Annotated in this window: 18 protein-coding genes and 2 pseudogenes; 3 read left to right on the top strand and 17 right to left on the bottom strand. The window is 73.1% G+C overall.

Annotated elements, in window-relative coordinates; translation table 11 throughout:
- The 9 genes and pseudogenes from GPA02_RS19145 to GPA02_RS15505 all read right to left on the bottom strand — a co-directional run.
- Window positions 1-192 (bottom strand): annotated as a pseudogene (locus GPA02_RS19145) (hypothetical protein); the annotation flags it as partial.
- A gap of 2 nt (window positions 193-194) precedes the next feature.
- Complete coding sequence (gene frr, locus GPA02_RS15540; RefSeq protein WP_156201309.1) at window positions 195-752, bottom strand: ribosome recycling factor; 558 nt, start codon at window positions 750-752, stop codon at window positions 195-197.
- A gap of 79 nt (window positions 753-831) precedes the next feature.
- Window positions 832-1,563 (bottom strand): UMP kinase, encoded by a 732-nt coding sequence (gene pyrH / locus GPA02_RS15535; RefSeq protein WP_156201307.1) that lies wholly within the window; start codon window positions 1,561-1,563, stop codon window positions 832-834.
- A 93-nt stretch (window positions 1,564-1,656) separates the two neighbouring features.
- Complete coding sequence (tsf, locus tag GPA02_RS15530) at window positions 1,657-2,499, bottom strand: translation elongation factor Ts (protein ID WP_156201305.1); 843 nt, start codon at window positions 2,497-2,499, stop codon at window positions 1,657-1,659.
- Window positions 2,500-2,543: 44 nt separating this feature from the next.
- A complete protein-coding gene (gene rpsB, locus GPA02_RS15525) occupies window positions 2,544-3,476 on the bottom strand; it encodes a 30S ribosomal protein S2 (protein WP_156201303.1) in 933 nt (310 codons plus the stop codon).
- Window positions 3,477-3,821: 345 nt separating this feature from the next.
- Entirely contained in the window at window positions 3,822-5,444 is a 1,623-nt protein-coding gene (locus GPA02_RS15520) for a dipeptide ABC transporter ATP-binding protein (protein ID WP_156201301.1), read from the bottom strand.
- Window positions 5,441-6,334 (bottom strand): ABC transporter permease, encoded by an 894-nt coding sequence (locus GPA02_RS15515; RefSeq protein WP_156201299.1) that lies wholly within the window; start codon window positions 6,332-6,334, stop codon window positions 5,441-5,443. The genes GPA02_RS15520 and GPA02_RS15515 overlap by 4 nt, the downstream gene beginning before the upstream one ends.
- Window positions 6,331-7,296, bottom strand: a complete 966-nt coding sequence (locus GPA02_RS15510; protein ID WP_156201297.1) for an ABC transporter permease — start codon at window positions 7,294-7,296, stop codon at window positions 6,331-6,333. Before GPA02_RS15510 ends, GPA02_RS15515 begins: the two co-directional genes overlap by 4 nt.
- Before the next feature lie 12 nt (window positions 7,297-7,308).
- On the bottom strand, window positions 7,309-8,856 hold the full coding sequence (locus tag GPA02_RS15505) for an ABC transporter substrate-binding protein (RefSeq protein WP_156201295.1): 1,548 nt from the start codon (window positions 8,854-8,856) through the stop codon (window positions 7,309-7,311).
- Between the two features lie 144 nt (window positions 8,857-9,000).
- On the opposite strand from GPA02_RS15505, the gene GPA02_RS15500 reads away from it, so the two are divergent.
- Window positions 9,001-9,684 carry a DUF1028 domain-containing protein gene (locus GPA02_RS15500; protein WP_156201293.1) on the top strand — a complete coding sequence of 228 codons (684 nt, stop codon included), beginning with the start codon at window positions 9,001-9,003 and terminating at the stop codon, window positions 9,682-9,684.
- Window positions 9,685-9,711: 27 nt separating this feature from the next.
- Here the strand turns inward: GPA02_RS15500 and GPA02_RS15495 are convergent, their stop codons facing one another.
- Entirely contained in the window at window positions 9,712-10,311 is a 600-nt protein-coding gene (locus GPA02_RS15495) for a helix-turn-helix domain-containing protein (RefSeq protein WP_240134084.1), read from the bottom strand.
- 41 nt (window positions 10,312-10,352) lie between these two features.
- Here GPA02_RS15495 and GPA02_RS19555 point away from each other — a divergent pair.
- Window positions 10,353-10,928: pseudogene (locus tag GPA02_RS19555) on the top strand (M23 family metallopeptidase); the annotation flags it as partial.
- Between the two features lie 99 nt (window positions 10,929-11,027).
- On the opposite strand, the gene GPA02_RS15485 reads toward GPA02_RS19555, so the two are convergent.
- The 6 genes from GPA02_RS15485 to GPA02_RS15460 all read right to left on the bottom strand — a co-directional run bounded on the left by GPA02_RS15485 (window position 11,028) and on the right by GPA02_RS15460 (window position 16,344).
- Window positions 11,028-11,975, bottom strand: coding sequence for a tyrosine recombinase XerC (locus GPA02_RS15485; protein WP_156201291.1), 948 nt, complete (start codon window positions 11,973-11,975; stop codon window positions 11,028-11,030).
- A gap of 172 nt (window positions 11,976-12,147) precedes the next feature.
- Entirely contained in the window at window positions 12,148-13,134 is a 987-nt protein-coding gene (locus GPA02_RS15480; RefSeq protein WP_193567878.1) for a MerR family transcriptional regulator, read from the bottom strand.
- 16 nt (window positions 13,135-13,150) lie between these two features.
- Window positions 13,151-13,930, bottom strand: coding sequence for a HEAT repeat domain-containing protein (locus tag GPA02_RS15475; RefSeq protein WP_240134083.1), 780 nt, complete (start codon window positions 13,928-13,930; stop codon window positions 13,151-13,153).
- A 161-nt stretch (window positions 13,931-14,091) separates the two neighbouring features.
- A complete protein-coding gene (dprA, locus tag GPA02_RS15470; protein WP_156201289.1) occupies window positions 14,092-15,345 on the bottom strand; it encodes a DNA-processing protein DprA in 1,254 nt (417 codons plus the stop codon).
- Window positions 15,338-15,970 (bottom strand): ATP-binding protein, encoded by a 633-nt coding sequence (locus tag GPA02_RS15465; RefSeq protein ID WP_338027533.1) that lies wholly within the window; start codon window positions 15,968-15,970, stop codon window positions 15,338-15,340. Before GPA02_RS15465 ends, dprA (GPA02_RS15470) begins: the two co-directional genes overlap by 8 nt.
- A gap of 53 nt (window positions 15,971-16,023) precedes the next feature.
- Entirely contained in the window at window positions 16,024-16,344 is a 321-nt protein-coding gene (locus GPA02_RS15460) for a sulfate permease (RefSeq protein WP_338027532.1), read from the bottom strand.
- A 256-nt stretch (window positions 16,345-16,600) separates the two neighbouring features.
- Here GPA02_RS15460 and dprA (GPA02_RS15455) point away from each other — a divergent pair, with 256 nt between their 5' ends.
- Window positions 16,601-17,602, top strand: a complete 1,002-nt coding sequence (gene dprA / locus GPA02_RS15455; RefSeq protein ID WP_156201285.1) for a DNA-processing protein DprA — start codon at window positions 16,601-16,603, stop codon at window positions 17,600-17,602.
- 41 nt (window positions 17,603-17,643) lie between these two features.
- Here dprA (GPA02_RS15455) and mobF read toward each other — a convergent pair whose 3' ends face one another.
- Complete coding sequence (gene mobF, locus GPA02_RS15450) at window positions 17,644-21,192, bottom strand: MobF family relaxase (protein ID WP_204986645.1); 3,549 nt, start codon at window positions 21,190-21,192, stop codon at window positions 17,644-17,646.
- Window positions 21,193-21,228: the final 36 nt, after the last annotated feature.

Raw genomic sequence — 21,228 nt, 5'->3', positions numbered from 1 at the left:
TGGCGCCTCCGCTGGGCTCGCCGCGGGGCTCACCGCGCCGGCAGGCGTGCCGCCGGTCGCCGAGGTCGCCGGACCGGTCCCGGCACCGCCGGCCGCCGCTCGCGCGGCGCGTCGCTCGGCCTCGCGTCGCTCGCGCCGTGTCATCGGCGCGGCGGTCTGGCCGGAGGCGTCGGCCGGTCGGTGGTCGGCCATGCTCAGACCTCGAGGAGCTCCTTCTCCTTGCCGGCGAGCAGGGCGTCGATGGCGTCGGTGTGCTTCTTGGTCAGCGCGTCGAGCTCGTGCTGCGCGCGGTTGACCTCGTCCTCGCCGGCCTCGCCGTCCTTGACGATGCGGTCGAGCTCCTCCTTGGCGCGACGGCGGATGTTGCGGACCGCCACGCGCGCCTCCTCGCCCTTGGCCTTGGCGAGCTTGACGTACTCCTTGCGGCGCTCCTCGGTGAGCGCGGGCAGCACCAGGCGGATGACGTTGCCGTCGTTGGAGGGGTTGACGCCCAGGTCGGACTCCCGCAGCGCCTTCTCGATGTTGGCCATCGCGCTCTTGTCGAACGGGCTCACGAGCACCGTGCGGGCGTCGGTGATCTGGAAGGACGCGAGCTGCTGCAGCGGCGTCGGGGCGCCGTAGTAGTCGACGGCGATCTTCGCGAACATGCCGGCGTTGGCGCGGCCGCTGCGGATGTTGCCGAGGTCCTCGCGGGCGACCTCGACCGCCTTGTCCATCTTCTCCTCGGCCTCGAAGAGGGTCTCGTCGATCACGACAGCTCCTTGCTCGCTCGCTTGCTCAGGTCGGTGTGGCTCGGGGTGGGCGCGGTCCGGGGACCGGCGCTCGAGTGCGTCAGGCGCCGTGCGTCGCGACGACGTCCTCGGGTCCCACCAGTGTTCCGATCTTGTCACCCTCGAGCGCTCGCGTGACGTTGCCGGCCGGCGACATCCCGAACACCCGCATCGGGAGCCCGTTGTCGCGCGCCAGCCCGAACGCCGTCGAGTCGACGACCCGCAGGTCGCGCCGCAGCGCCTCGTCGTAGCTGATGACGTCGATCTTGGTGGCGGTGGGATCGGTGCGGGGATCGGCCGTGTAGACGCCGTCCACGCCGTTCTTGGCGACCAGCACCTCGTCGCAGCCGGTCTCCAGGGCACGCTGGACGGCGACGGTGTCGGTCGAGAAGTAGGGCATGCCCGCACCGGCGCCGAAGACGACCGTGCGGCCCTTCTCGAGGTGCCGGATCGCGCGCAGCGGGATGTAGGGCTCGGCGACCTGGCCCATCGCGATCGCCGTCTGCACGCGGGTGCTCACGCCGGCCTTCTCGAGGAAGTCCTGCAGCGCGAGGCAGTTCATCACCGTGCCGAGCATGCCCATGTAGTCGGCGCGCGCCCGGTCCATGCCGCGCTGCGACAGCTCGGCGCCGCGGAAGAAGTTGCCACCGCCGACGACGATCGCGACCTGGACGCCGTCAGCGGCGGCGACGGCGATCTCGTTCGCGACCGAGGCGACCACGTCCGGGTCGAGCCCGACGGCGCCGCCTCCGAACACCTCGCCGGAGAGCTTCAGCAGGACTCGACGCGTCACGGGTCAACCTTTCCGTCGGGGAGCAAGGCGGGTGATGGTCCGACGCCCCGCCCCAAGTATCTGGGACGGGGCGTCGGGGCGTGGTCGTGCAGGTCAGGCGCCCACGCGGAACCGGGCGTAGCCGGTCACGGTGCCGCCGGCCTCCGAGACGACCTGGCCGACCGTCTTCTTCGGGTCCTTGGCGAACGCCTGGTCGAGCAGCACGTTCTCCTTGAAGAAGCCGTTGAGACGGCCCTCGATGATCTTCGGGAGCGCGCCCTCGGGCTTGCCCTCGTTGCGCGCGGTCTCCTCGGCGATGCGACGCTCGTCGGCGACCTGCTCGGCCGGGACGTCGTCGCGGCTGAGGAAGGTCGGCGAGTACGCGGCGATGTGCATCGCGACGTCCTTGGCGACCTCGGCGCCCGCGGCGTCGGTGGCGACCAGCACACCGACCTGCGGGGGCAGGTCCTTGGCGGTGCGGTGCAGGTAGGAGGTGACCTTCTCGCCGGCGACGCGGGCGACGCGACGGACGACGATCTTCTCGCCGAGCGTGGCCGCGGTCTCGTCGACGAGCGACTGCACGGTGGCGCCGTCGGTCTCGACGGCGAGCAGCGCCTCGGCCGACTCGGCACCCGAGGCGACGGCCGCCGCGAGCACGCGGTCGGCGAGCGAGATGAAGGTCTCGTTCTTCGCGACGAAGTCGGTCTCCGAGTTGATCTCGACGAGCACGCCGACCTCGCCACCCGTGGGGGCGGCGTCGATCTGGACGGCGACGAGACCGTCGGAGGCCGAGCGGCCCTCGCGCTTCGCGACGCCCTTGAGGCCCTTGACGCGAATGATCTCGAGCGCCTTGTCGGCGTCGCCGTTCGCCTCGTCGAGAGCCTTCTTGACGTCGAGCATGCCCGCGCCGGTCTTCTCGCGCAGCGCCTTGATGTCAGCGGCGGTGTAGTTCGCCATGGGGGTCAGGTTCCCTGTTCTCTCGTGGTTCGTGGTCGCGGTGCTCAGGCCTGCTCGGCCGCGGGGGCCTCGCCCTCGGCGGCAGCCTCGGGGGCGGCCTCCTCGGTGGCCTCGGTCGCCTCGGCCTCGGCGGCGGGCGCCTCGGCAGCCGGGGCCTCGGCGGCCGCGGCGTCGGCGGCAGGCGCCTCGGCCTGGGCGGCGGCCTGCTCGGCCTCGTGGGCCTGCAGCAGCTCGCGCTCCCACTCGGCCAGCGGCTCGGCGGCCGCGGCGTCACCGGTGCTGCCACCGGCGCGGGCCACGAGGCCCTCGGCGACGGCGTCGGCGATCACGCGGGTCAGCAGCGAGACGGCGCGGATGGCGTCGTCGTTGCCCGGGATCGGGTAGTCGACCTCGTCGGGGTCGCAGTTGGTGTCGAGGATCGCCACGACCGGGATGTTGAGCTTGCGGGCCTCGGCGACGGCGAGGTGCTCCTTCTTCGTGTCGACGACCCACACGGCCGAGGGCACCTTGGTCATGTCGCGGACGCCGCCCAGCGTGCGCGCGAGCTTGTCGCGCTCGCGGCGCTGCATGAGCAGCTCCTTCTTGGTGTAGGCCGACGACGCGACGTCGTCGAAGTCGACCTCCTCGAGCTCCTTGAGGCGCTGCAGGCGCTTGTTCACGGTGCCGAAGTTGGTGAGCATGCCGCCCAGCCAGCGCTGGTTCACGTAGGGCATGCCCACGCGGGTCGCCTGCTCGGCCACGGCCTCCTGGGCCTGCTTCTTGGTGCCGACGAACAGGATCGTGCCGCCGTGCGCCACGGTGTCCTTGACGAAGGAGTAGGCGCGGTCGATGTCGGCGAGCGACTTCTGCAGGTCGATGATGTAGATGCCGTTGCGCTCCGTGAAGATGAAGCGCTTCATCTTGGGGTTCCAGCGACGGGTCTGGTGCCCGAAGTGGACGCCGCTCTCGAGGAGCTGGCGCATGGTGACGACGGCCATGGCTCGTCCTTCCGGCGCGGGGCGGACCGCCCGCACGCTCATCTGGTACCCGGACGCGTGGCGTGCGGGCACGAACTCGGTTGTCTCGGCCCACCGGGTGGCGGACCGCCTGGTGCTCACGACCGCTCGGCGCCGGGACACGGGTCCCGGACCAGGCCGCGCGGCCCCACCGGAACCGGTGGTACGTGAGCGCGCGATGTCAGCCGGTTCGTCCGGGGACTCACCGCCTGCGGTGCACATACTACCGGACGCCCCTGCGGGCCCCGACCGTGAGCCCGGTCTCACCCGCGCTGCCGCGCGGGCGAGCAGCATGCCGGCCGAGCGGTCTGGACGCCGGCGCTCGCCTCAGCCCGCCCGTTCGAGCGCGGCCCGGGGCCGCTCGGGCGGGATCGCGTCGAGCAGCGCCCGCGTGTAGGGGTCGCGCGGCTCGGCGAACAGCTCGGCGGCCGGCGCGTGCTCGACGACCCGGCCGCGCTGCATGACCAGCACGTCGTGGCTCATCTGCTGCACGACCGCGAGGTCGTGGGCGATGAAGAGGAACGTCAGCCCCAGCTCGGCCTGCAGCCGGAGCAGCAGGTCGAGGACGCGCGCCTGGATCGAGACGTCGAGCGACGCCGTCGACTCGTCGAGGATGAGCAGGTCGGGCTCGAGCGCGAGCGCGCGAGCGATCGAGACCCGCTGGCGCTGCCCGCCGGAGAGCTCGTGCGGGTACCGCCCGGCGAAGTCGGCCGGCAGGTCGACCAGCTCCAGCAGCTCGGCGACCCGCTCGCGCGGCGAGCGGCCGTCGCGCGGCAACCGGTGCGCGCGCAGCGGCTCGGCGATGCTCTCCCCCGCCCGCATGCGGGGGTCCAAGGAGGAGAACGGGTCCTGCATCACCATCGCGATGCGACGGCGCAGGTCGGCCGGCACGCGACCGAGCACGTCCTGCCCGGCGAGCGTGGCGGTGCCGGCCGTCGGCCGGGCGAGCCCGGTGAGCACGTGGGCGATCGTCGACTTCCCGGAGCCCGACTCCCCGACGATGCCGAGGGTGCTGCCGCGGCGGACCTGGAACGAGACGTCGTCGACGGCGTGCACGAAGCTGCGGCCCGTCGCCGACGTCACCGGGAACCGGACGTCGAGACCGACGACGTCGAGCAGCACCCCGCCGTCGGCGTCGACCGCGGGCGGCCCGGGGACGCCGAGCCGCGGCCGCGCCGCGAGGAGCTCGCGCGTGTAGGGGTGCCGGGGGTCGTCGGTCAGCTCGACGACGTCGCGGTGCTCGACGGCCTCGCCGTCGCGCAGCACGAGCACGTCGTCGGCGACCTGCCCGATGACGCCCAGGTCGTGGCTGATCCAGACGACCGCGGTGCCGCGGTCGCGCTGCAGCGCGCGCACCAGCTCGAGGATCTGGGCCTGCGTGGTCACGTCGAGCGCGGTGGTCGGCTCGTCGGCGACCAGCAGCGCCGGGTCGCACGCGAGCGCGATCGCGATCATGACGCGCTGCCGCTGCCCGCCGGAGAGCTGGTGCGGGTAGGCGCGCAGCCGCTGCTCGGGGTCGGGCAGCCCGACGGCCTCCAGCAGCTCCAGCGCGCGCCCGGCGGCCGCGCGGCGGGTGAGGCTGCGGTGCGCCTCGAGGGACTCGGTGATCTGCCGCTCGAGCGTCAGCAGCGGGTTGAGCGAGGTCGTCGGGTCCTGGAACACGAACCCGATGCGGTCGCCGTGCACGCGGCGCAGCGTGCGCGGTCGCGCGCCGACGAGCTCGACGGCGCCGCGCTCGCCGTCGGTGACGATGCTGGATCCGGTCACGCGTGCACCGGGCGCGTCGAGCAGCCCGGTCGCCGCGAGCACGGTGAGCGACTTGCCCGAGCCCGACTCCCCGACGATGCCGAGCGTCGCCTCTGGCTCGACGGCGAACGTCAGTCCGTGGACGATCTCGCGGCGGCCGATCGCCACCCGCAGGTCCTCGACCTGCAGCACGGGTGCGCTCATCGCCGCCTCCGGGACTCGATCAGGGTGCGCTGCTTGGGGTCGAGCACGTCGCGCAGCCCGTCGCCCAGCAGGTTGAACGCGAGCACGGTGACGAAGATGGCCGCGCCGGGGAAGACGCTCATCCACCAGGCCTGGGACAGGAACCCCTGCGCGGCGAAGAGCATGCCGCCCCACGACGGCGCCGGCGGCTGGATGCCGAGGCCGAGGAACGACAGCGCCGCCTCCGACAGGATCGCGAAGGCCAACGAGAGCGACGTCTGCACGATCAACGGCCCGGTGATGTTCGGCAGCACGTGCCGGCCCAGGATCGAACGACCGCTCACACCCATGGTGCGCGCCACCTGCACGTAGGGCTCGTTGCGGACCGAGAGCGTGCTCGCCCGCGCGACACGGGCGAAGATCGGGGTGTACACGATGCCGATGGCGAGCATCGTCGTCGCCATCCCGGGCTGCAGGATCGCCACGATCGCCAGCGCCAGCAGCAGCACCGGGAACGCGAACATGACGTCGACGACCCGCATGAGCACGGTGTCGACGACGCCGCCCACGTAGCCGGACACGACACCGACCGCGACGCCGACGACGAACGCGAAGGCGACCGAGACCACGGCGACCTGCAGCGACACGCGCGCGGCGACCACCACGCGCGAGAACAGGTCGCGCCCCAGGTCGTCGGTGCCGAACCAGTGCGCCGCGCTCGGCGGCTGCAGCGCGTTGGCGACGTCGACGGCGTTGACGCCGTACGGCGCGACCCAGGGCGCGAGCAGCGCGACCACGACGACGGCCGCGAGCACGACGGCGCTGACGACGGTGACCGGGTTGGTCGCGAGCACGCGCACCGTGCTCAGCCGACCGGTCGGCTCGGCGGTCTGCTCGGTCGTGGCGCTCATGCGAGCCGGATCCGCGGGTCGACCAGCGCGTAGAGCACGTCCACGAGCAGGTTGATGAGCAGGAACATGACCGCGATCAGCAGCACCGACCCCTGGATCATCGAGTAGTCGCGGGCCGCCACCGAGTCGTAGACGAGCCGCCCCAGCCCGGGCCACGCGAACACGACCTCGACGACGATGACGCCGCCGAGGATCGTCGCGAGCTGGATGCCCGCGATCGTGAGCACGGGGACCAGGGCGTTGCGCAGCACGTGCCGACCGACGACGACGCCGGCCGGGAGCCCTTTCGAGCGCGCCGTGCGGACGTAGGACATCGAGGCGACCTCGAGGACGGCGCTGCGGATGTAGCGGGTCATGATCGCCGCCGCGACCAGCCCGACCGTCAGCCCGGGCAGCGCCACCCGGCGGGCCCACCCCCCGACGTCCTCGGTGATCGGGACGTACCCGCTGGAGGGCAGCAGCCCGAGCGTCGTGGAGAACAGCAGGATCAGCAGCATGCCCATCCAGAAGTCCGGCACCGAGACGCCGAGCTGGCTGGTGACGCGGATGATGGCGTCGCTCACGCGGCCCTCGTGCAGCGCCGACCAGATGCCCGCCGGCACCGCGATCAGCAGCGCGATCCCGATGCCGACGAGTGCCAGCGACACCGTGGCGGGCAGCCGCTGCAGCAGCAGCTGGGTCACCGGCTCGCCGCTGCGGAAGCTCACCCCGAGGTCACCGGTGAGCGCGCTGCCGACGTAGGAGAGGAACTGCTCCCCCAGCGGCCGGTCGAGCCCCGACGCCGCGCGCAGCGCGTCGTAGGCCTCCTGCGTGTACCGCGTGCCCAGCGCCAGCCGGATGGGGTCGCCGGGCACGAGCTGGACGAGCAGGAACACCAGCACGAGCACGCCGAGCAGCACGACGGCGGAGAAGAGCAGGCGGCGGCCCAGGAAGGCCGCGACCTGTCGCGGGGACAGGCGCACGGGTCGATGCTCTCAGTCGGCGAGCCCGACCTGGGCCAGCCGGATCGCCCGGTCCGCCCGCGCCGTGTATCCGGTGAGCGAGGGGCTCCACACCTGGATCACCGAGGGGTTGTACAGGTAGATGTAGCTGCACTCGTCGGCGATGATCGTCGCGGCGTCGGCGTAGGTCTGCTTGCGCACGTCCTTGTCGGTCTCGACGCGACCGGCGTCGAGGAGCTCGTCGACCTCGGCGTTGGCGTAGCCCTGCGCGTTGCTGCCACCGCTGGAGTGGTGCTGGGAGTAGTAGAAGTCGTCCGGGTCGATGTTGCCCAGCCAACCCATCATGAGCATGTCGAAGTTGCCGGAGTTCTGCTCGTCGAGCCACGTCGAGAAGTCCGGCTGGCGGATCTCGACCGTGATCCCGAGCGGCTCGAGGTTGGAGGCGATGATCTGCGCCGCCGTCACCGTCTCCGGGTAGTCGGAGGTGGCGAGCATGTCGAGCGTGCCGCCCGTGAAGCCGGCCTCCGACAGCAGGCTCTGCGCGGTGTCGAGGTCGAGCGAGTAGCGGCTGTACTCGGTGAACCAGACGCTGTCCTTCGGGATCGCGAGCTGGTTGGCCTCGGCGGTGCCGTAGGAGACCGCCTGCAGGATGGCGTCGCGGTCGATCGCGTAGGCGATCGCCTGTCGCACCCGCACGTCGCTCCACGGCTCGCGGGCCTGGTTGAGCGCGAGGTACCAGTAGTCGCTCGACGGCGTCACGCCCAGCTCCAGCTCGCCGTCACCCTCGAGCTCGGCGACCTGCTGGGGCGGCACGACGTCGGTCCAGTCGATCTCGCCGGAGCGCAGCGCTGCGAGCGCCGTCGAGGCCTCGGAGATGAAGGAGAACTCGACGCCGCCGATCTCGGGCGCGCCACCCCAGTAGTCCGGGTTGGCGGTGAGCGCGATGACCTCGCCGCTGCGGTACTCGCTGACGGAGAACGGCCCGGTGCCGATCGGCTTGGTGGCGATGTCGCCCGAGGTGACGTTGGCCTCCTGGACGATCGCGAGGCCCTTGAACCCGCCGAGGTTCGACAGCAGGTTCGGGCTCGGCGCGGAGACCGTGATGACGACCGTGCGCTCGTCGGGCGCCTCGATGTCGGTGACGGCGCTGAAGCGCCACGCGTTCGCCAGCTCCTCGTCGATGATCCGGCGGTAGGTGTAGACGACGTCGGCCGAGGTGAACGGGCTGCCGTCGTGCCAGGTGACGCCGTCGCGCAGCGTGAAGGTCCAGGTCAGCTGGTCCTCGCTGACCTCCCACGACTCGGCGAGCGCGGGCTGCATCTCGAGGTTCTCGTCGGGCTGCACGAGCGTGTCGAAGACGTTCTCGAGCACCTGGAACGCGAAGTAGGCCGAGGTCTTGTTCGGGTCGAGCTGGTCGGGCTCGCCGCCGATCGCGACACGCAGGGTCGCGCCCTCGGTGCCGCCGGTCGTGCCGGTGTCGCCGTCGCCGTCGAGGTCCACGCCCTCGCCGGTCGAGCACCCGGCCGCCACCGCCCCGGTCGCCGCCAGCAGGATCCCGCTGACGAATGTGCGTCGCTTCATCGTGCGCTCCCGTGCTTTCATTCTGATGATGTTCCGATCATTATGGGAGCAGACTGGTGCGACCACAACAGGTCGACCACGTCGTGACCGAAACGTCACCGACCGCACCGGGCCGGACGGCCCGCACGTCCAGGGGGAGCCCGAATGACCTTCACGCTGCTGGCCGCCGACCCCGGGCACGGGCTGCTGGCCGCGGCGACCGCGAGCCGATCGCTCGCGGTCGGCAACGCGGTCATCGCGGTGGACCCCGCGGTCGGCGCGGTCGCGAGCCAGGCGTGGACCAACCGCGCGCTGCGGGCCCGGATGCTCGACGCGCTCGCCGCCGGTCGCGTGCCCGCCGAGGTGATGGCCGAGGTCCCGCGCTGGGACGAGGGCGCCGCGCTGCGCCAGGTCGCGGCCCTGCTCCCGGACGGTCGCGGCGAGGCACGCACCGGCGAGGGCACCACCCCGTGGGCGGGTGCCGTCGTCCGCCCGGGCGTGGTCGCCGTCGGCAACCTGCTGACCGGGCCCGAGGTGCTCGACGCCGTCGTCGCCCGGTTCGGCGCGCTCTCCTCGGCGACCGTCGAGGGCGCCGACGGCGACCCTCGGACAGCCACGACCGCCGACGACGTGCTGGGGGCCTTCGCGCGCCGCGTCGTGGCGGCGATGCAGGCGGGCGAGGACGCCGGTGGCGACCGGCGCGGCCGGCAGAGCGCCGCGGTCGTGGTCAGCCGGAGACGGCCGGAGCGCGCCCACCCCCCAGAGCTCGAGATCGACCTGCGGGTCGACGACGCGGCCGAGCCGCTGCGCGAGCTGGCCCGGCTGCTGGAGACGCAGCTGGCGGGCTAGCGCGCCCGCGCCGCAGCAGCCGGTCGGTCAGCGCTCGAACGGGCTGACCGCGCCGAGCACCACCGTGGGCTCGTCGGCGCCGTTGGCCCACCAGTGCGGGGCCGAGCAGCCGTAGGTGGCGGTGTCGCCGGGCCCGAGCTCGGTGCGGCGCTCGCCGTGCACGACGACGAGCGTGCCCTGCAGCACGGTCACCGCCTCGGTGCCGATGTGGCGGAACGGCCGGCCCTCGTTGCTGAACCCCACGGGCAGCGTCGAGCGGATCACCTGCAGCATCGACTCCCCGCGCGGCGTGAGCAGCTCGCGCACCACCTGCTCCGCGGCGGGCAGCCGCGGGTCGGTGGGGATCGAGTAGCGCGCACCGGCCCGCACGACCGCGAAGTCGGACGCCGGCTCCTCCAGCAGCTGGGAGACGGTGAGACCGAGGGCCGCGGCGAGCTTGGAGATCGTCGCGAGCGAGGGGTTGCCGATGCCGCGCTCCAGCTGGCTGACGAACCCGAGGCTGACGCCCGCGGTCTGGGCGAGCTCGGCGATCGAGAGGTCGAGGCGCTTGCGCGCGGCCTTGACGGCGGCACCCAGACCTGCGACCTGGGCGTCGTCGTCCGGCACGGGGATCGGCAGGTCGGCCACGCTGCGACCCTACCGACCGCGGTGTCCACAGGGCCGCGCCGATGCACCGCCGTCCACAGCACCCCCGCTCCCCCGGTGCGCCGGGACCACCCGGTCGGCTGGGGTGGGGCGATGAGGTCGGGCACGTGAGCAGGGTGTCGACGGCGGTCGCCGCCGCGGTGCTGGCGGGCGCGCTCGTGGTCACGGCCGTCGGCCCGGGGCCGGGGCCTGGAGCCGGTGCGGCCGGCACGGACGCGCCCACGGACGTGGGCTCGGGCGCGGAGCCGCGCGGCAGCGGCTACGTGATGCCGCTGGCGGGCGAGGTGGTGGCGACGTTCGACGACCCCCCGCTGCCCTGGTCGGCGGGGCACCGCGGCGTCGACGTCGCCGGTGCCGTGGGTGCGGAGGTGCACGCGGCGGGCGACGGCGTGGTCGCCTTCGTGGGCGTCGTCGTCGACCGCCCGGTGCTCTCGATCGACCACCCGGACGGCGTCCGCACCACCTACGAGCCGGTCGCTGCGTCGGTGACGGTCGGCGAGGCGGTCGTCGCCGGCCAGGTGATCGGCACGCTGCTGGCCCAGGCCTCGCACTGCGCGCCCGGGGCGTGCCTGCACTGGGGCGCCAAGGTCGGCGGCGACTACCTCGACCCGCTGTCGCTGCTGCGCGACGTCGTCGTCCGGCTGTACCCGAGCGGCCAGAGCGCGGGAGCGAGCGCACCGGCGGCAGGCGGGCCGGGGTCAGGCGCGCGGGTGCGCCTGCCGGAACGCGGCCCGCAGCCGCTCGGAGCTGATGTGCGTGTACCGCTGGGTGGTGGCGAGCGAGGCGTGCCCGAGCACCTCCTGCACCGACCGCAGGTCGGAGCCGCCGTCGAGCAGGTGGGTGGCGGCCGTGTGCCGCAGGCCGTGCGGGGCGAGGTCGCGCACGCCCGCGAGCGCGGTCAGCTCGTGCACGACGGCGCGGACCTGGCGCACGTCCCAGCGGCCGCCGCGCGCGCCGAGGAACAGCGCGTGCGGGCTGGTGGGCACGACGAGCCGCGGGCGCGCGGTCAGCCACTCGCGCAGGGCGCGGGCCGCGGGGACCCCGAACGGGACCATGCGCTCCTTGCCACCCTTGCCGAGGACCCGCACGAGCCGCTGGTCGAGATCGAGGTCGTCGACGTCGACGCCGACCAGCTCGGAGACGCGCACGCCGCTGGCGTAGAGCAGCTCGAGCGCGGCCCAGTCGCGCAGATGGGCGGGGTCGCCGTCGTCGGCGCGCGTGCGGGCGACGTCGAGGACCGCGGCGGCCTCGTCGACCGCGAGCGTCGCGGGCACGACCGTGTCGGGCCGAGGAGCGAGCAGGCGCAGCCCGGGGTCGGTCGGCAGCCTGCCGGTGCGGTGCGCCCACGCGGTGAACGTGCGCGCCGAGGCCGAGCGGCGCGCGAGCGTCGAGCGCGAGAGCCCCCGGCGGGCCTGGTCGGCGAGCCACGCGCGCAGCGTCGTGAGGTCGAGCCGGTCGAGGTCGCTGGTCTCGACGGCCGCCCCCGCACGCACGGGTAGCGACCGCAGCAGCTGGGTGGCGTCGCCGAGGTAGGCGCGCACGGTGTGGGCCGACATGCCCCGCTGCGCCTCGAGGTAGCCCGCGTAGGCGTGCAGGAGCTCCTCGTCACCGGGACGAGGGCGCTGCGCGACCCGGGTGCTCGTCATCGCCTCCCACGGTCGCAGACCGCGACCCCCGCGGGGGCGACGGACACGCGGCCGAGGGTGCCGTGGCCGGCCCACGGACCGACGGGTGCCGATTGTGTGCTCCGGCCCACCCCTCGCAGGCGGGCCAGCGTGCCGGCGGCGCCGCGGTGCGGGACCGGCCGCTCAGCAGCGGTCACCGGCGCCCGAGCAGGTAGCGCGCGGTGTGGGCCACGCCTGGGTCCGGGTCGTGCGTGCATGCCGTGAGGATCTCGGCGACGCGTGGACCGGGGACGTCCGCGAGAGCGGCGACGAGCCGGCGCCGCGCAGGGGCGTCGGCGGCCGTGAGCGCGGCGGCCAGTGCGTCGACGACACGGTCGGCGTGGCCGTGACGGGTGGCGAGGGCGCCCAGGACGTCGGCGGCGTCGACGTCGTGGTCGCCGTCGACGACGAGGCGGACGAGGCCGTCGACGGCGTCGGGCTGACCGAGCCCGCCGCGCGCGAGCAGCGCGGGCACCCGCACCTGCGGGTCGGGGTGTCGGTGGGCCTCGGCCAGCGCGGCGGTGGCGGCCGGCGAGGAGATCTTGGTGAGGGCGGCGACCGCGCGGCGCCGGCGGTGGGCGTCGTCGGAGCTGAGCGCGGTGACGAGCACGTCGATGCTGTGGTCGCCGGTCTGGGCGAGCACCCAGTCGAAGGTGCCGGCGACGTTGGCCTCGGGCTCCTCGAGCAGCACCTCGGCGAGCGCGGCCGCGTCGGCGCCCTCGACCGACAGCTGGAGCGCCAGCCGCTGCCGCAGCCGAGGGTCGCCGGAGTCGAGGCCGCGGAGCATCCCGATCGTGCGCAGCACGTCCGACCACGCGCGCGGCTCGCTCGCGCGCACCCAGCTCAACCGCCGCAGCAGCTCCTGCTCGCGCTCCAGCCGCTCCCGGGTGGCGGCGATCAGCTCCTCGACCAGGGACGCCGGGCTGAACCTGTCGCCGTCGAGCACCTCGGCGATCTCCTGCAGACCGAGCCCCAGGCTGCGCAGGCCCTCGACGTGGAAGAGCCGCCGCAGGTCGTCGTCGGAGTAGTCGCGGTAGCCGCCGGCGGTGCGACCGCTGGGCCGCACCAGGCCGATGCGGTCGTAGTGGCGCAGCATCCGGGCGCTGATCCCGGACTGCTGCGCCACCTCTCCGATCAGCACGGCGACCCGTCCGCGCTCATCCGTGCTCCTCCGGCACCTGGGGTGCCGCGAGCAGCGCGGCGGTGCGGCGCGCCTCGTCGACGTCGTCCTCGAAGCCGCTCTCGGGGTCGTCGAGGAGCCGCTCGGTGGCTCGCGCGTGGGCGCGCACCACCGGGTCGGGGTGCTCGGTGGCGTGCACGACGGCCTCGCGCGCGTCCTCGCCGAGCGCCGCGAGCGCGCGGCTGAGGCTGCGCCGGACCTCACGGTCGCCACGGCCGAGCTCGCGGGCGAGGCTCGCCGCGAGCGCGGCCTCCTCCCCCGGCTGCACGAGGGTGACGGCGGTACGCCAGGCGGCGCGAGCGACCTCGTCGTCGGTGTCGTGCAGCAGCGCGAGCACCGCCGCTCGGGTGCCGGCGTCCCGGAGCTTCGACAGCGTGTGCAGCGCCTGGCTGCGCGCCTGCGGCACGGTCGACCCGAGCTCGGGCAGCAGCCGGGCGACGACCGTCCGGTGGTCGTGCCGCGTGAGCGCCCACGTGAGCATGTCGCGCACGAAGAAGTCCGGCTCGACGCCGCACCGTTCCACCAGCACCTCGACGAGGTCCCCGTGCGGCGAGCTGCCCGCAGCCATCGCCGCCCGCAGCCTGGTCTGCGCCGACGGGGCCGACAGCGCCGTCGCCAGCTGCCCGACGTGCCCGAGCTGCTCGCCGTGCGAGGCCTGCTCGGTGCCCCCGACGCGCTCGTCCGCGGGCGGCGTGGGTGTGGCGCCCGCGTCCGTCCACGGGGTCGTGACGGACGTGATCGTCCGGTCCTGGGTCATGGTGACCACCTCCACACCCAAGGACACAGGTTGTCACCGTGTCAAGGTCAAGGCGCGTGCCGGGAAGGCACCGCGATGCCCCGCCACCGCCGTGCCGGACCGCGTCCTCACGTGCGCGGTCGGCCTGGCTACCCCTGCTCTCCGCCCGAGGCATCTGGCCGTCACCGGTCGCGCACGCCTCGTCCGGCTCCTTCCCGTCTCGTCGAGGTTGCGGGTCCGCCGCCGAACGCGCGCGTGCCGGCCGCGGCGCCTGTGCCGTCGTCCGCACCGGTGCGCGTGCGTCGCCACCGGGAGCCGGTGCGCTCGACCCGGCCGGCCATCGCGAGCATGCCGAGCGCCGCGAGCGTCTCGGTCACGCTCAGCCCGCAGACCCGGACGAGGTTGTCGACCTCGGCGCCACCGCGCGCGGGGAGCGCGTCGAGCACACGGGCCTCCTGCGGGCCCAAGCCGTCGAGCAGCCCGCGAGGGGTGTCGGGCTCGGGCACGACGTGGTCGAGCCCGCCGACGAGCTCGAGCACCTCCTCGACGTCGGTGACGCACGTGGCGACACCCTCGCGGAGCAGCCGGTGGCAGCCGCCGGACGCCATCGAGGTCACCGGGCCGGGCACGACGCCGACCGGGCGCAGCAGCTCCGCCGCGTGCCGGGCCGTGCTGAGCGCGCCCGAGCGCCACGCCGCCTCGACGACGACGGTCGCCTGCGCGAGCGCCGCGATCAGCCGGTTGCGGGCGAGGAAGCGCTGACGCATCGGCGAGGTCCCGGGAGGCGCCTCGGAGACGACCGCGCCGCACTCGACCACCCGCAGCAGCAGGTCGCTGTTCTCGACCGGGTAGAGCCGGTCCAGCCCGCCGGCCATCACCGCGAGCGCCGGGCCGCCGTCGACGGTCGCGGCGCGGTGCGCGGCGGCGTCGATGCCGTAGGCGCCGCCCGAGACCACGGTGACGCCCCGCTCGGCCAGCGCCACGCACAGGTCGCGTGCGACCGTCTCGCCGTAGCCGGTGCTCGCGCGCGACCCCACGACCGCGACCGCGCGCACGGTCAGGTCGGCCACCTCCGGCGCGCCCAGCACGTACAGGCACAGCGGTGCCGCGTCGCCCAGGTCGTCCAGGCCGGGCGGCCAGCCCGGTCCCCCGGGCAGCAGCACCGACCCACCGAGCCGGTGCATGACGTCGAGCTCGCGCCGCGGGTCGAGGTCGCGCAGCCGCGGACGCCACCGCGCGGCCGCGCTGCGCCAGCCCGGGTGCGGCGCCAGACCCGGCGGGTGCTCCGCGCCCGAGCGCAGCCAGTCGAGCGCGGCGACCGCACCCAGCGCCCCGACCACCGCGCCGGCCGCCCGCTCCCCCGGCCCGGTCACCCGGCTCCAGGCCACCGTCGCGAGCAGCTCGTCGTCGACGTCGAAGCCGACTCGCTCAGCCACGGCCGCCACCCGCTCGCAGCGACACCGCCGTCGCGAGGTCGGACACCCCGGGGCTCGCCCGGCCCGCGAGGTCCGTCAGCGTCCAGGCGAGCTTGAGCACCCGGTCGAGCCCGCGCAGGCTCAGCCGGCCGCTGTCGCGCAGCCGGTCGAGCTCGGCGACCAGCCGCGGCTCGGCGCGCCGGGTGTGGTCGCGCAGCCACGGACCGGGCACCTCGCCGTTGAGCCGCCACGGCGTCCCGGCCAGCCGCTGCGCGGCAGCCTCCCGTGCGGCCGCCACCCGGGCGGCCACCGCGGCGCTCGGCTCGCTGGGCGGTGCCGCGCGCAGCGCGCCCGGGCGCAGGTCCGGCACCTCGACACGGATGTCGATGCGATCCAGGAGCGGCCCCGACAGCCGCGAGAGGTAGCGCCGTCGCGCCACCGGGGTGCACACGCAGTCGAGGCCCTTGCCGCTCGCGCGCCCGCACGGGCACGGGTTCGCCGCCAGCACGAGCTGGAACCGCGCCGGGTACCGAGCCGCACCGCGCGCCCGGTGCAGCACCAGCTCGCCGTGCTCGAGAGGCTGCCGCAGCGTCTCCAGCACGCGCGACCCGAACTCGGGTGCCTCGTCGCCTGATGGAAAGTACACCTCGGTTGGCGTGGGGTTCTATAGTCTATCGATCTGACCGATCGGGAGCCTGCCTAGACGAGGCCGTTGGTGCAGTCCTCCGAGGGCACGGCGGCGTGCATCGTCTCACGCCGCTGCCTTCGTTCCTGCGCTCGGACACGGACGAGTTCGATGAGGCTGAGGGGTCCGATCCAGAGGAACTTGAAGGCGTTCCAGACGTACAGCAGGACCAGCAGGTAGAGCCAGCCGGGACCGCCGTCGTTGATGATCGTGGTGCAGATCGCCGCCGCGTAGAGGTAGAGGGCGGCGATCAGCATCGCGGGGATGCCCCATTTCAGTCCGCGCCGGGTACGGATCGCGTTGAGCAGCAGATTGGTGGGCGCGTACCGGAGCACGCCATAGCCTCGTGCGCTGAGTGCAACAGATGTGCGGAGCATTACGGGCCTCGCTTTCCTCGTCATAGCGCGACGGTGTTCCGTCGTGGAGGCGGCTATGAACCGAGTGCCCTCAGAGGGGCTGTCCCGAAGGACCCGCGTAGCTGGAGAACCTACCTCGCTGCCCAGTCTACGACCGTGCTCTGACAGAGGGAACCCCTCCGCAGCAGGCGGGCGCGTACCTCGTCGGTGACCGTGGAGCGAGAGGACACCGATCATGGCGACGCTGGCGGAGCAAGTGCAGGGCGAGCGGATGGCGCGGATCGCGCTGTCGATGATCGCCGAGCCCAACGACCCAACCACCGGCCACGTCCTGGCCCATCACGGCGGGATCGAGACGGTGCGACTGATCGAGTCCGACGACAAGGTGCCCGGTCTGCCCCGCGCCGACGTGCTGATATGGCGCGAACGGCTGGCGGCGCGGATCACACCCGGCTTGCTGGATCAGGTGCCACAGGCCGAGCAGCACGGGTTCGGCGCACTCATCCCGGCCGACAAGGAATGGCCCGCCGGGCTGAACGACTTGGGCGAGCGCGCCCCGTATCTGCTGTGGACGCGAGGCGCGGCATCGTTCCTGACGGCGGCGCTGAGCGATCGAGTGACGATCACCGGCTCCCGCGCCGCGACCGCCTACGGCGAGCACATCGCCGGCGAGCTGGCGGAAGGTCTGGCCGACGAGGAACGAGTCGTCGTCTCGGGCGGCGCCTACGGGATCGAAGGGGCCGCGCACAAGAGCGTGCTCGCTGCGAGCGGTCAAACGATCGCCGTCCTGGCCGGTGGGCTGGATCGCCCCTATCCCGCCGGGCACAGCGAGCTGCTAAACCGGATCGGCGATGTCGGGTTGCTGGTCAGCGAGCTACCGCCTGGAGCCACGCCGACCAGGCACAGGTTCCTAGCCCGCAACCGCCTGCTGGCGGCGCTATCGGGTGCGACCGTGATCCCCGAGGCGGGCCCTCGGTCCGGGTCGATGACTACTGCCCTCGCTGCGCACGAACTTGGCCGGGGGGTCGGCGCGGTGCCCGGCCCGGTGACCAGCGCCGCAAGCGCGGGACCGAACGAACTCGTCAAGCAGGGCTTTGCCGCGCTCGTTACCCAGCCGAGCGACGTAGTCGCGCTGCTCGATTCCGACGCATCCACCCGCACGGTTTCGCGCCCGGAGGTCGGACGGGAACTCGATTACCGACGGCCGAGGCCGGAGACGCCCGGGCACACGATCTGACGCCGTGTCTGGGTCGATCCCGTCTCCATGCTGAGTGCGGCTCATAGGGTCGGTGCGGATCGGCCCGCGGCCGTCTGCCGCACCTGCTCTCTTGATGGGTCGTCGCTGGCGATGGATTGTGCGCGGTTGAGGGCGGCGCGTGCTCGTGCCGCGTCGATCTTTTGGCTGGTGCTCTCTGGTGCAGGTCCGAGCGGGTTCCGGTCGTCAGTGATCTGGTAGCGGTCGCGGTAGGCCGCGACCGTGCGGCCCGCGCGTCTCCACGCCTCCCGCTGCTTCTTGTCCTTCGGCACCATGCCGAGCTTCGCCGCCCACGGCTCCTGGTCGGTGAGGGCGCCGTGTAGAACGGCGTCGGCCCGTTGCTCGATGAGGTCGCGGCGCTCGCCCAGGGCTTGACGCATCCGCGCGTCCATCGGTCCGTTGGCGTCGGGGATCAGTCCGACGATCAGCCGCGGCGCTTTGCGGGTGCGGCCCGAGCCGGCCGGCCTCGCCGTGGCGCGTGCGACGCGGGCGTGGATGACGGAGGCGATGTCCTCGGCGTCGTCCAAACCGCGTGCGGCGATCAGTTTCGGGAGTAGCGCGTCGAGGTCGTGGTGGTTGGCTTCGGCGTGCCGCAGCTCGGCCGACAGCGCACCGTAGGCGTCGGAGTCGAGCACGTCGCCCACCTGCTCGGGAGTGAGCCCGCACGCGGCGAGCAGCGTGGCCCAGCGGTCGAGCTGGGCGGCTTGGGCGATCGTCTCGTACTCGGCCGCGAGCTGCGTGATCGAGCCCCAGTGTTCCTGTTCGGCGGTGATCGTCTCGTGCGCGGACAGCTCCGCCCCGAGATGGTGGAGCACGCCGTAGAGAACGCTGCGGGCGGTGACATTGGGGTTGTCGCCAGGGTGCGGCTCGGCGTGCTCGTGATCCTCCCGGTCGACGGCGACATAGGCATAGTTGCCCTCCGCGCCGCGGGTCATCGAGACGTAGAAGTTCTCCCGCGTGGTGGTCGGGGTGACAACGACGTGCGAGGTCTGCGTGGTCACACCCTGAGACCTGTGCGCCGTGATCGCGTAGCCCAGCTCCAGGTGCTCGACCACATAGTCGGCGGGCAGGACGATCCCGCCGCCGAACCTACGCCCGGCCGGACGGACGCTGAGCGACCCGTCCTCACGAACGGCGGTCACGATCCAGCGAGAGCCATTGCGGACCCACGTCCTGCCGTTGCGGAGTCGGCGGTCGTTGTGGCGCGTGATGACCAGATCGCCCTCGGACGCGGCGGTGCCGTCGCGCAGGCCGACCTCGCGGGCCGAGTTCACCGCACCGCTGATGATCCGATCCGCCCGCGCCCTGGCGTTCAGAGTGGTGACCGACTCCTGGGTCTCGGCCACGAGGATCGACGCGAGGCCGGAGCCAAGGTCGTGCTGCCACGCGGTGTAGGCGGCGTCGATCATCGCTTCTGCTTCGCCGCCGGTGATCCGGCCATGCTCGATGAGCGTGTCGATCGCTTCGGTGCGGCCGTGGCGGAGCTGCAACGAGGTGGCCTTCTCCCAGGCGTGGGTGAAGCGGTGCAGGTCGTGAAGCTCGGGGGCGTCGTCGCGGGAATGGACCAGCAGGCCGAACGCGCCGCCAGCATCGACCGACTGGAGCTGACCCCAGTCTCCGACCAGCAGGGCCTTCGCCCCGGCCTTCTCGACCTCGCGCGTGATCCGGTCCAGCGACGCGGTGCCGGCGAGAGAGGCTTCGTCGATGATGACGAGCTGGCCCGCATCGAACGTGGTGCCGTACATGAGATGGTTCTGCCACCACTTCGCCGTATTCTCGGTCGCAATCCCCAGATCGTCAGCGAGGACCTGCGCGGCGACCGCCGAGGGCGCCAACCCCACCACGGACCCGGCACCGTGCTCTTTCTCCCATGCGCGGCGCAGCGCGTTCATGGCGGTGGTCTTGCCCGCACCGGCCGGGCCGACCAACACATCCACGACACGGCCCGAGACGGCGACCGCGGCCAACGCCGCCGACTGATCCTCACCGAGTACCCGGCCGCGGGCGTCGGGTCTGCGGGCGATCCGCTCCACCGTCTCCAAGGGCACCGTGGGTCCAGTCATCGCGTCGGCTCGGACAAGGAGCCGGTCTTCGGCGGCCAGCAGCGTCTCGGATGAGAACAACGTCGAGTGTCGGGGACGGAACCGGGTCGTCCCGTCCGGACGCCGGAACTCGAGCGGGCTGGTCGCCAGCTCGGGCGGGGTGAGGCGCAGCGAGACCCGCTCGGCCGCGTCCACGACCAGGCCGGTGATCGCTTCGCGGTCTTCGATGCTGGCGAACCTCCAGCCCATCAACTGCCGGGACGCTTCGGCGTGCAGGTTCCATCGGGTCCAGGTCGAACGCTTCTCACCGACCGTCTCCATCACCGCCTGCCCGACCTCGCCCACCACGTCCAGCGGCACGTCGTCGGCACGCAGGACCCTGCGGGGAGTTGCACCGCTGGTGAGGACGCGCGCCCAGCCGTTTGCGTCTCGGCCCAGGATGCGGCTGGCGCGCTGCCGCCACTCGGCGGTGAGGTCGGCGAGTGATCTGACCTGCTTGTCCGGCCGAGTGGCGAGTGTCGCCTGCGCCCGTAGTTTCAGCACGGTCCGGGCCGAGGGCTGCCGGCCGTGCTTGGCGACGTACTCCGCGATCAGGCGGTCCTTCTCGGCCTCGATGTGCCGGGAACGGGTGGAGAACTCGGCAACCAGCTCGTCGGGCACGCCCTCGGTTTCCCATGCCGGGTTCCGGTCCCGGCCCCGCTCCCGCGACTCCCACCCCAGTCCGAGGGTGCGGGTCAGCCGATCGGCCAGGGCCGCGTTGTACAGCTCGGAGACAGCGACGACCGCCGAGTGCATCGGCCGGCCGGCGAGGGTCCGCCAACGACCGTCTTGGACGGTCAGCACTTTGTTACTGATGACGACGTGGGTGTGCAACTGCGGGTCACCGGAGCGGCTGTCGTAGTGATCGAACGCCGCCGCGACGACCCCAGCGACATCGACGTGTGCAACCGCTCCGTCCGGGCCGGTTGCACCCACGCGGGTCGCTGCAACCTCTCGTTCGAGGAAAGCAACTAGGTCTGCAACCGCCGCGTGATGTGCCTCGGCGATCAGTGCCTGTGTGCCTGCGTCTGCAACCGCCCAGATTGCGGAGACGGACTTGGGCACGCTGAATGTGAAGTCGAACCCGGCCACGGCACGCCGGGTCCCGCGCTCGGCTTCCTCGGCCTCGATCGCGGCGACCTCGCTGGCTCTCGCGGACGGACCCAGCTCGGGATCGAGCGCATCGACGCGCTGCTTGACCCGCTCACTGATCGAGGCGAACTGCTGGTAGGCGCGGCCGAGCGGATCGCCGGTGATCGGGTCATGGCCCATCCCGATCAGGAGCTGTAGTTGCGCCTCCGAGACCTGGGCGCCCTCGCCCAGCTCGCCGTGCCCAAGACGGCCCAGCCCCGAACCGATCCAGAACCCCGGCGGCGTTCCCGCCTCGGTGTAGTAGCGGGTCAGCGGTGTCGAGAGCGAACGGTCACCATCGCCGGCAGCAACGGATTTCAGCAGGTACTTGTAGCCGTCGCCGGCCGACATCACACGCATCGAAACCGTCACAGTCGCGCCTCCTTCTCAGGCGGC

Source organism: Actinotalea caeni, from assembly GCF_009733795.1.
In the GTDB taxonomy this organism is placed as follows: Bacteria; Actinomycetota; Actinomycetes; order Actinomycetales; family Beutenbergiaceae; genus Pseudactinotalea; species Pseudactinotalea caeni.
Note: the sequence above shows the minus strand (reverse complement) of the source record. Positions and strands in the feature narration are given on the sequence as shown.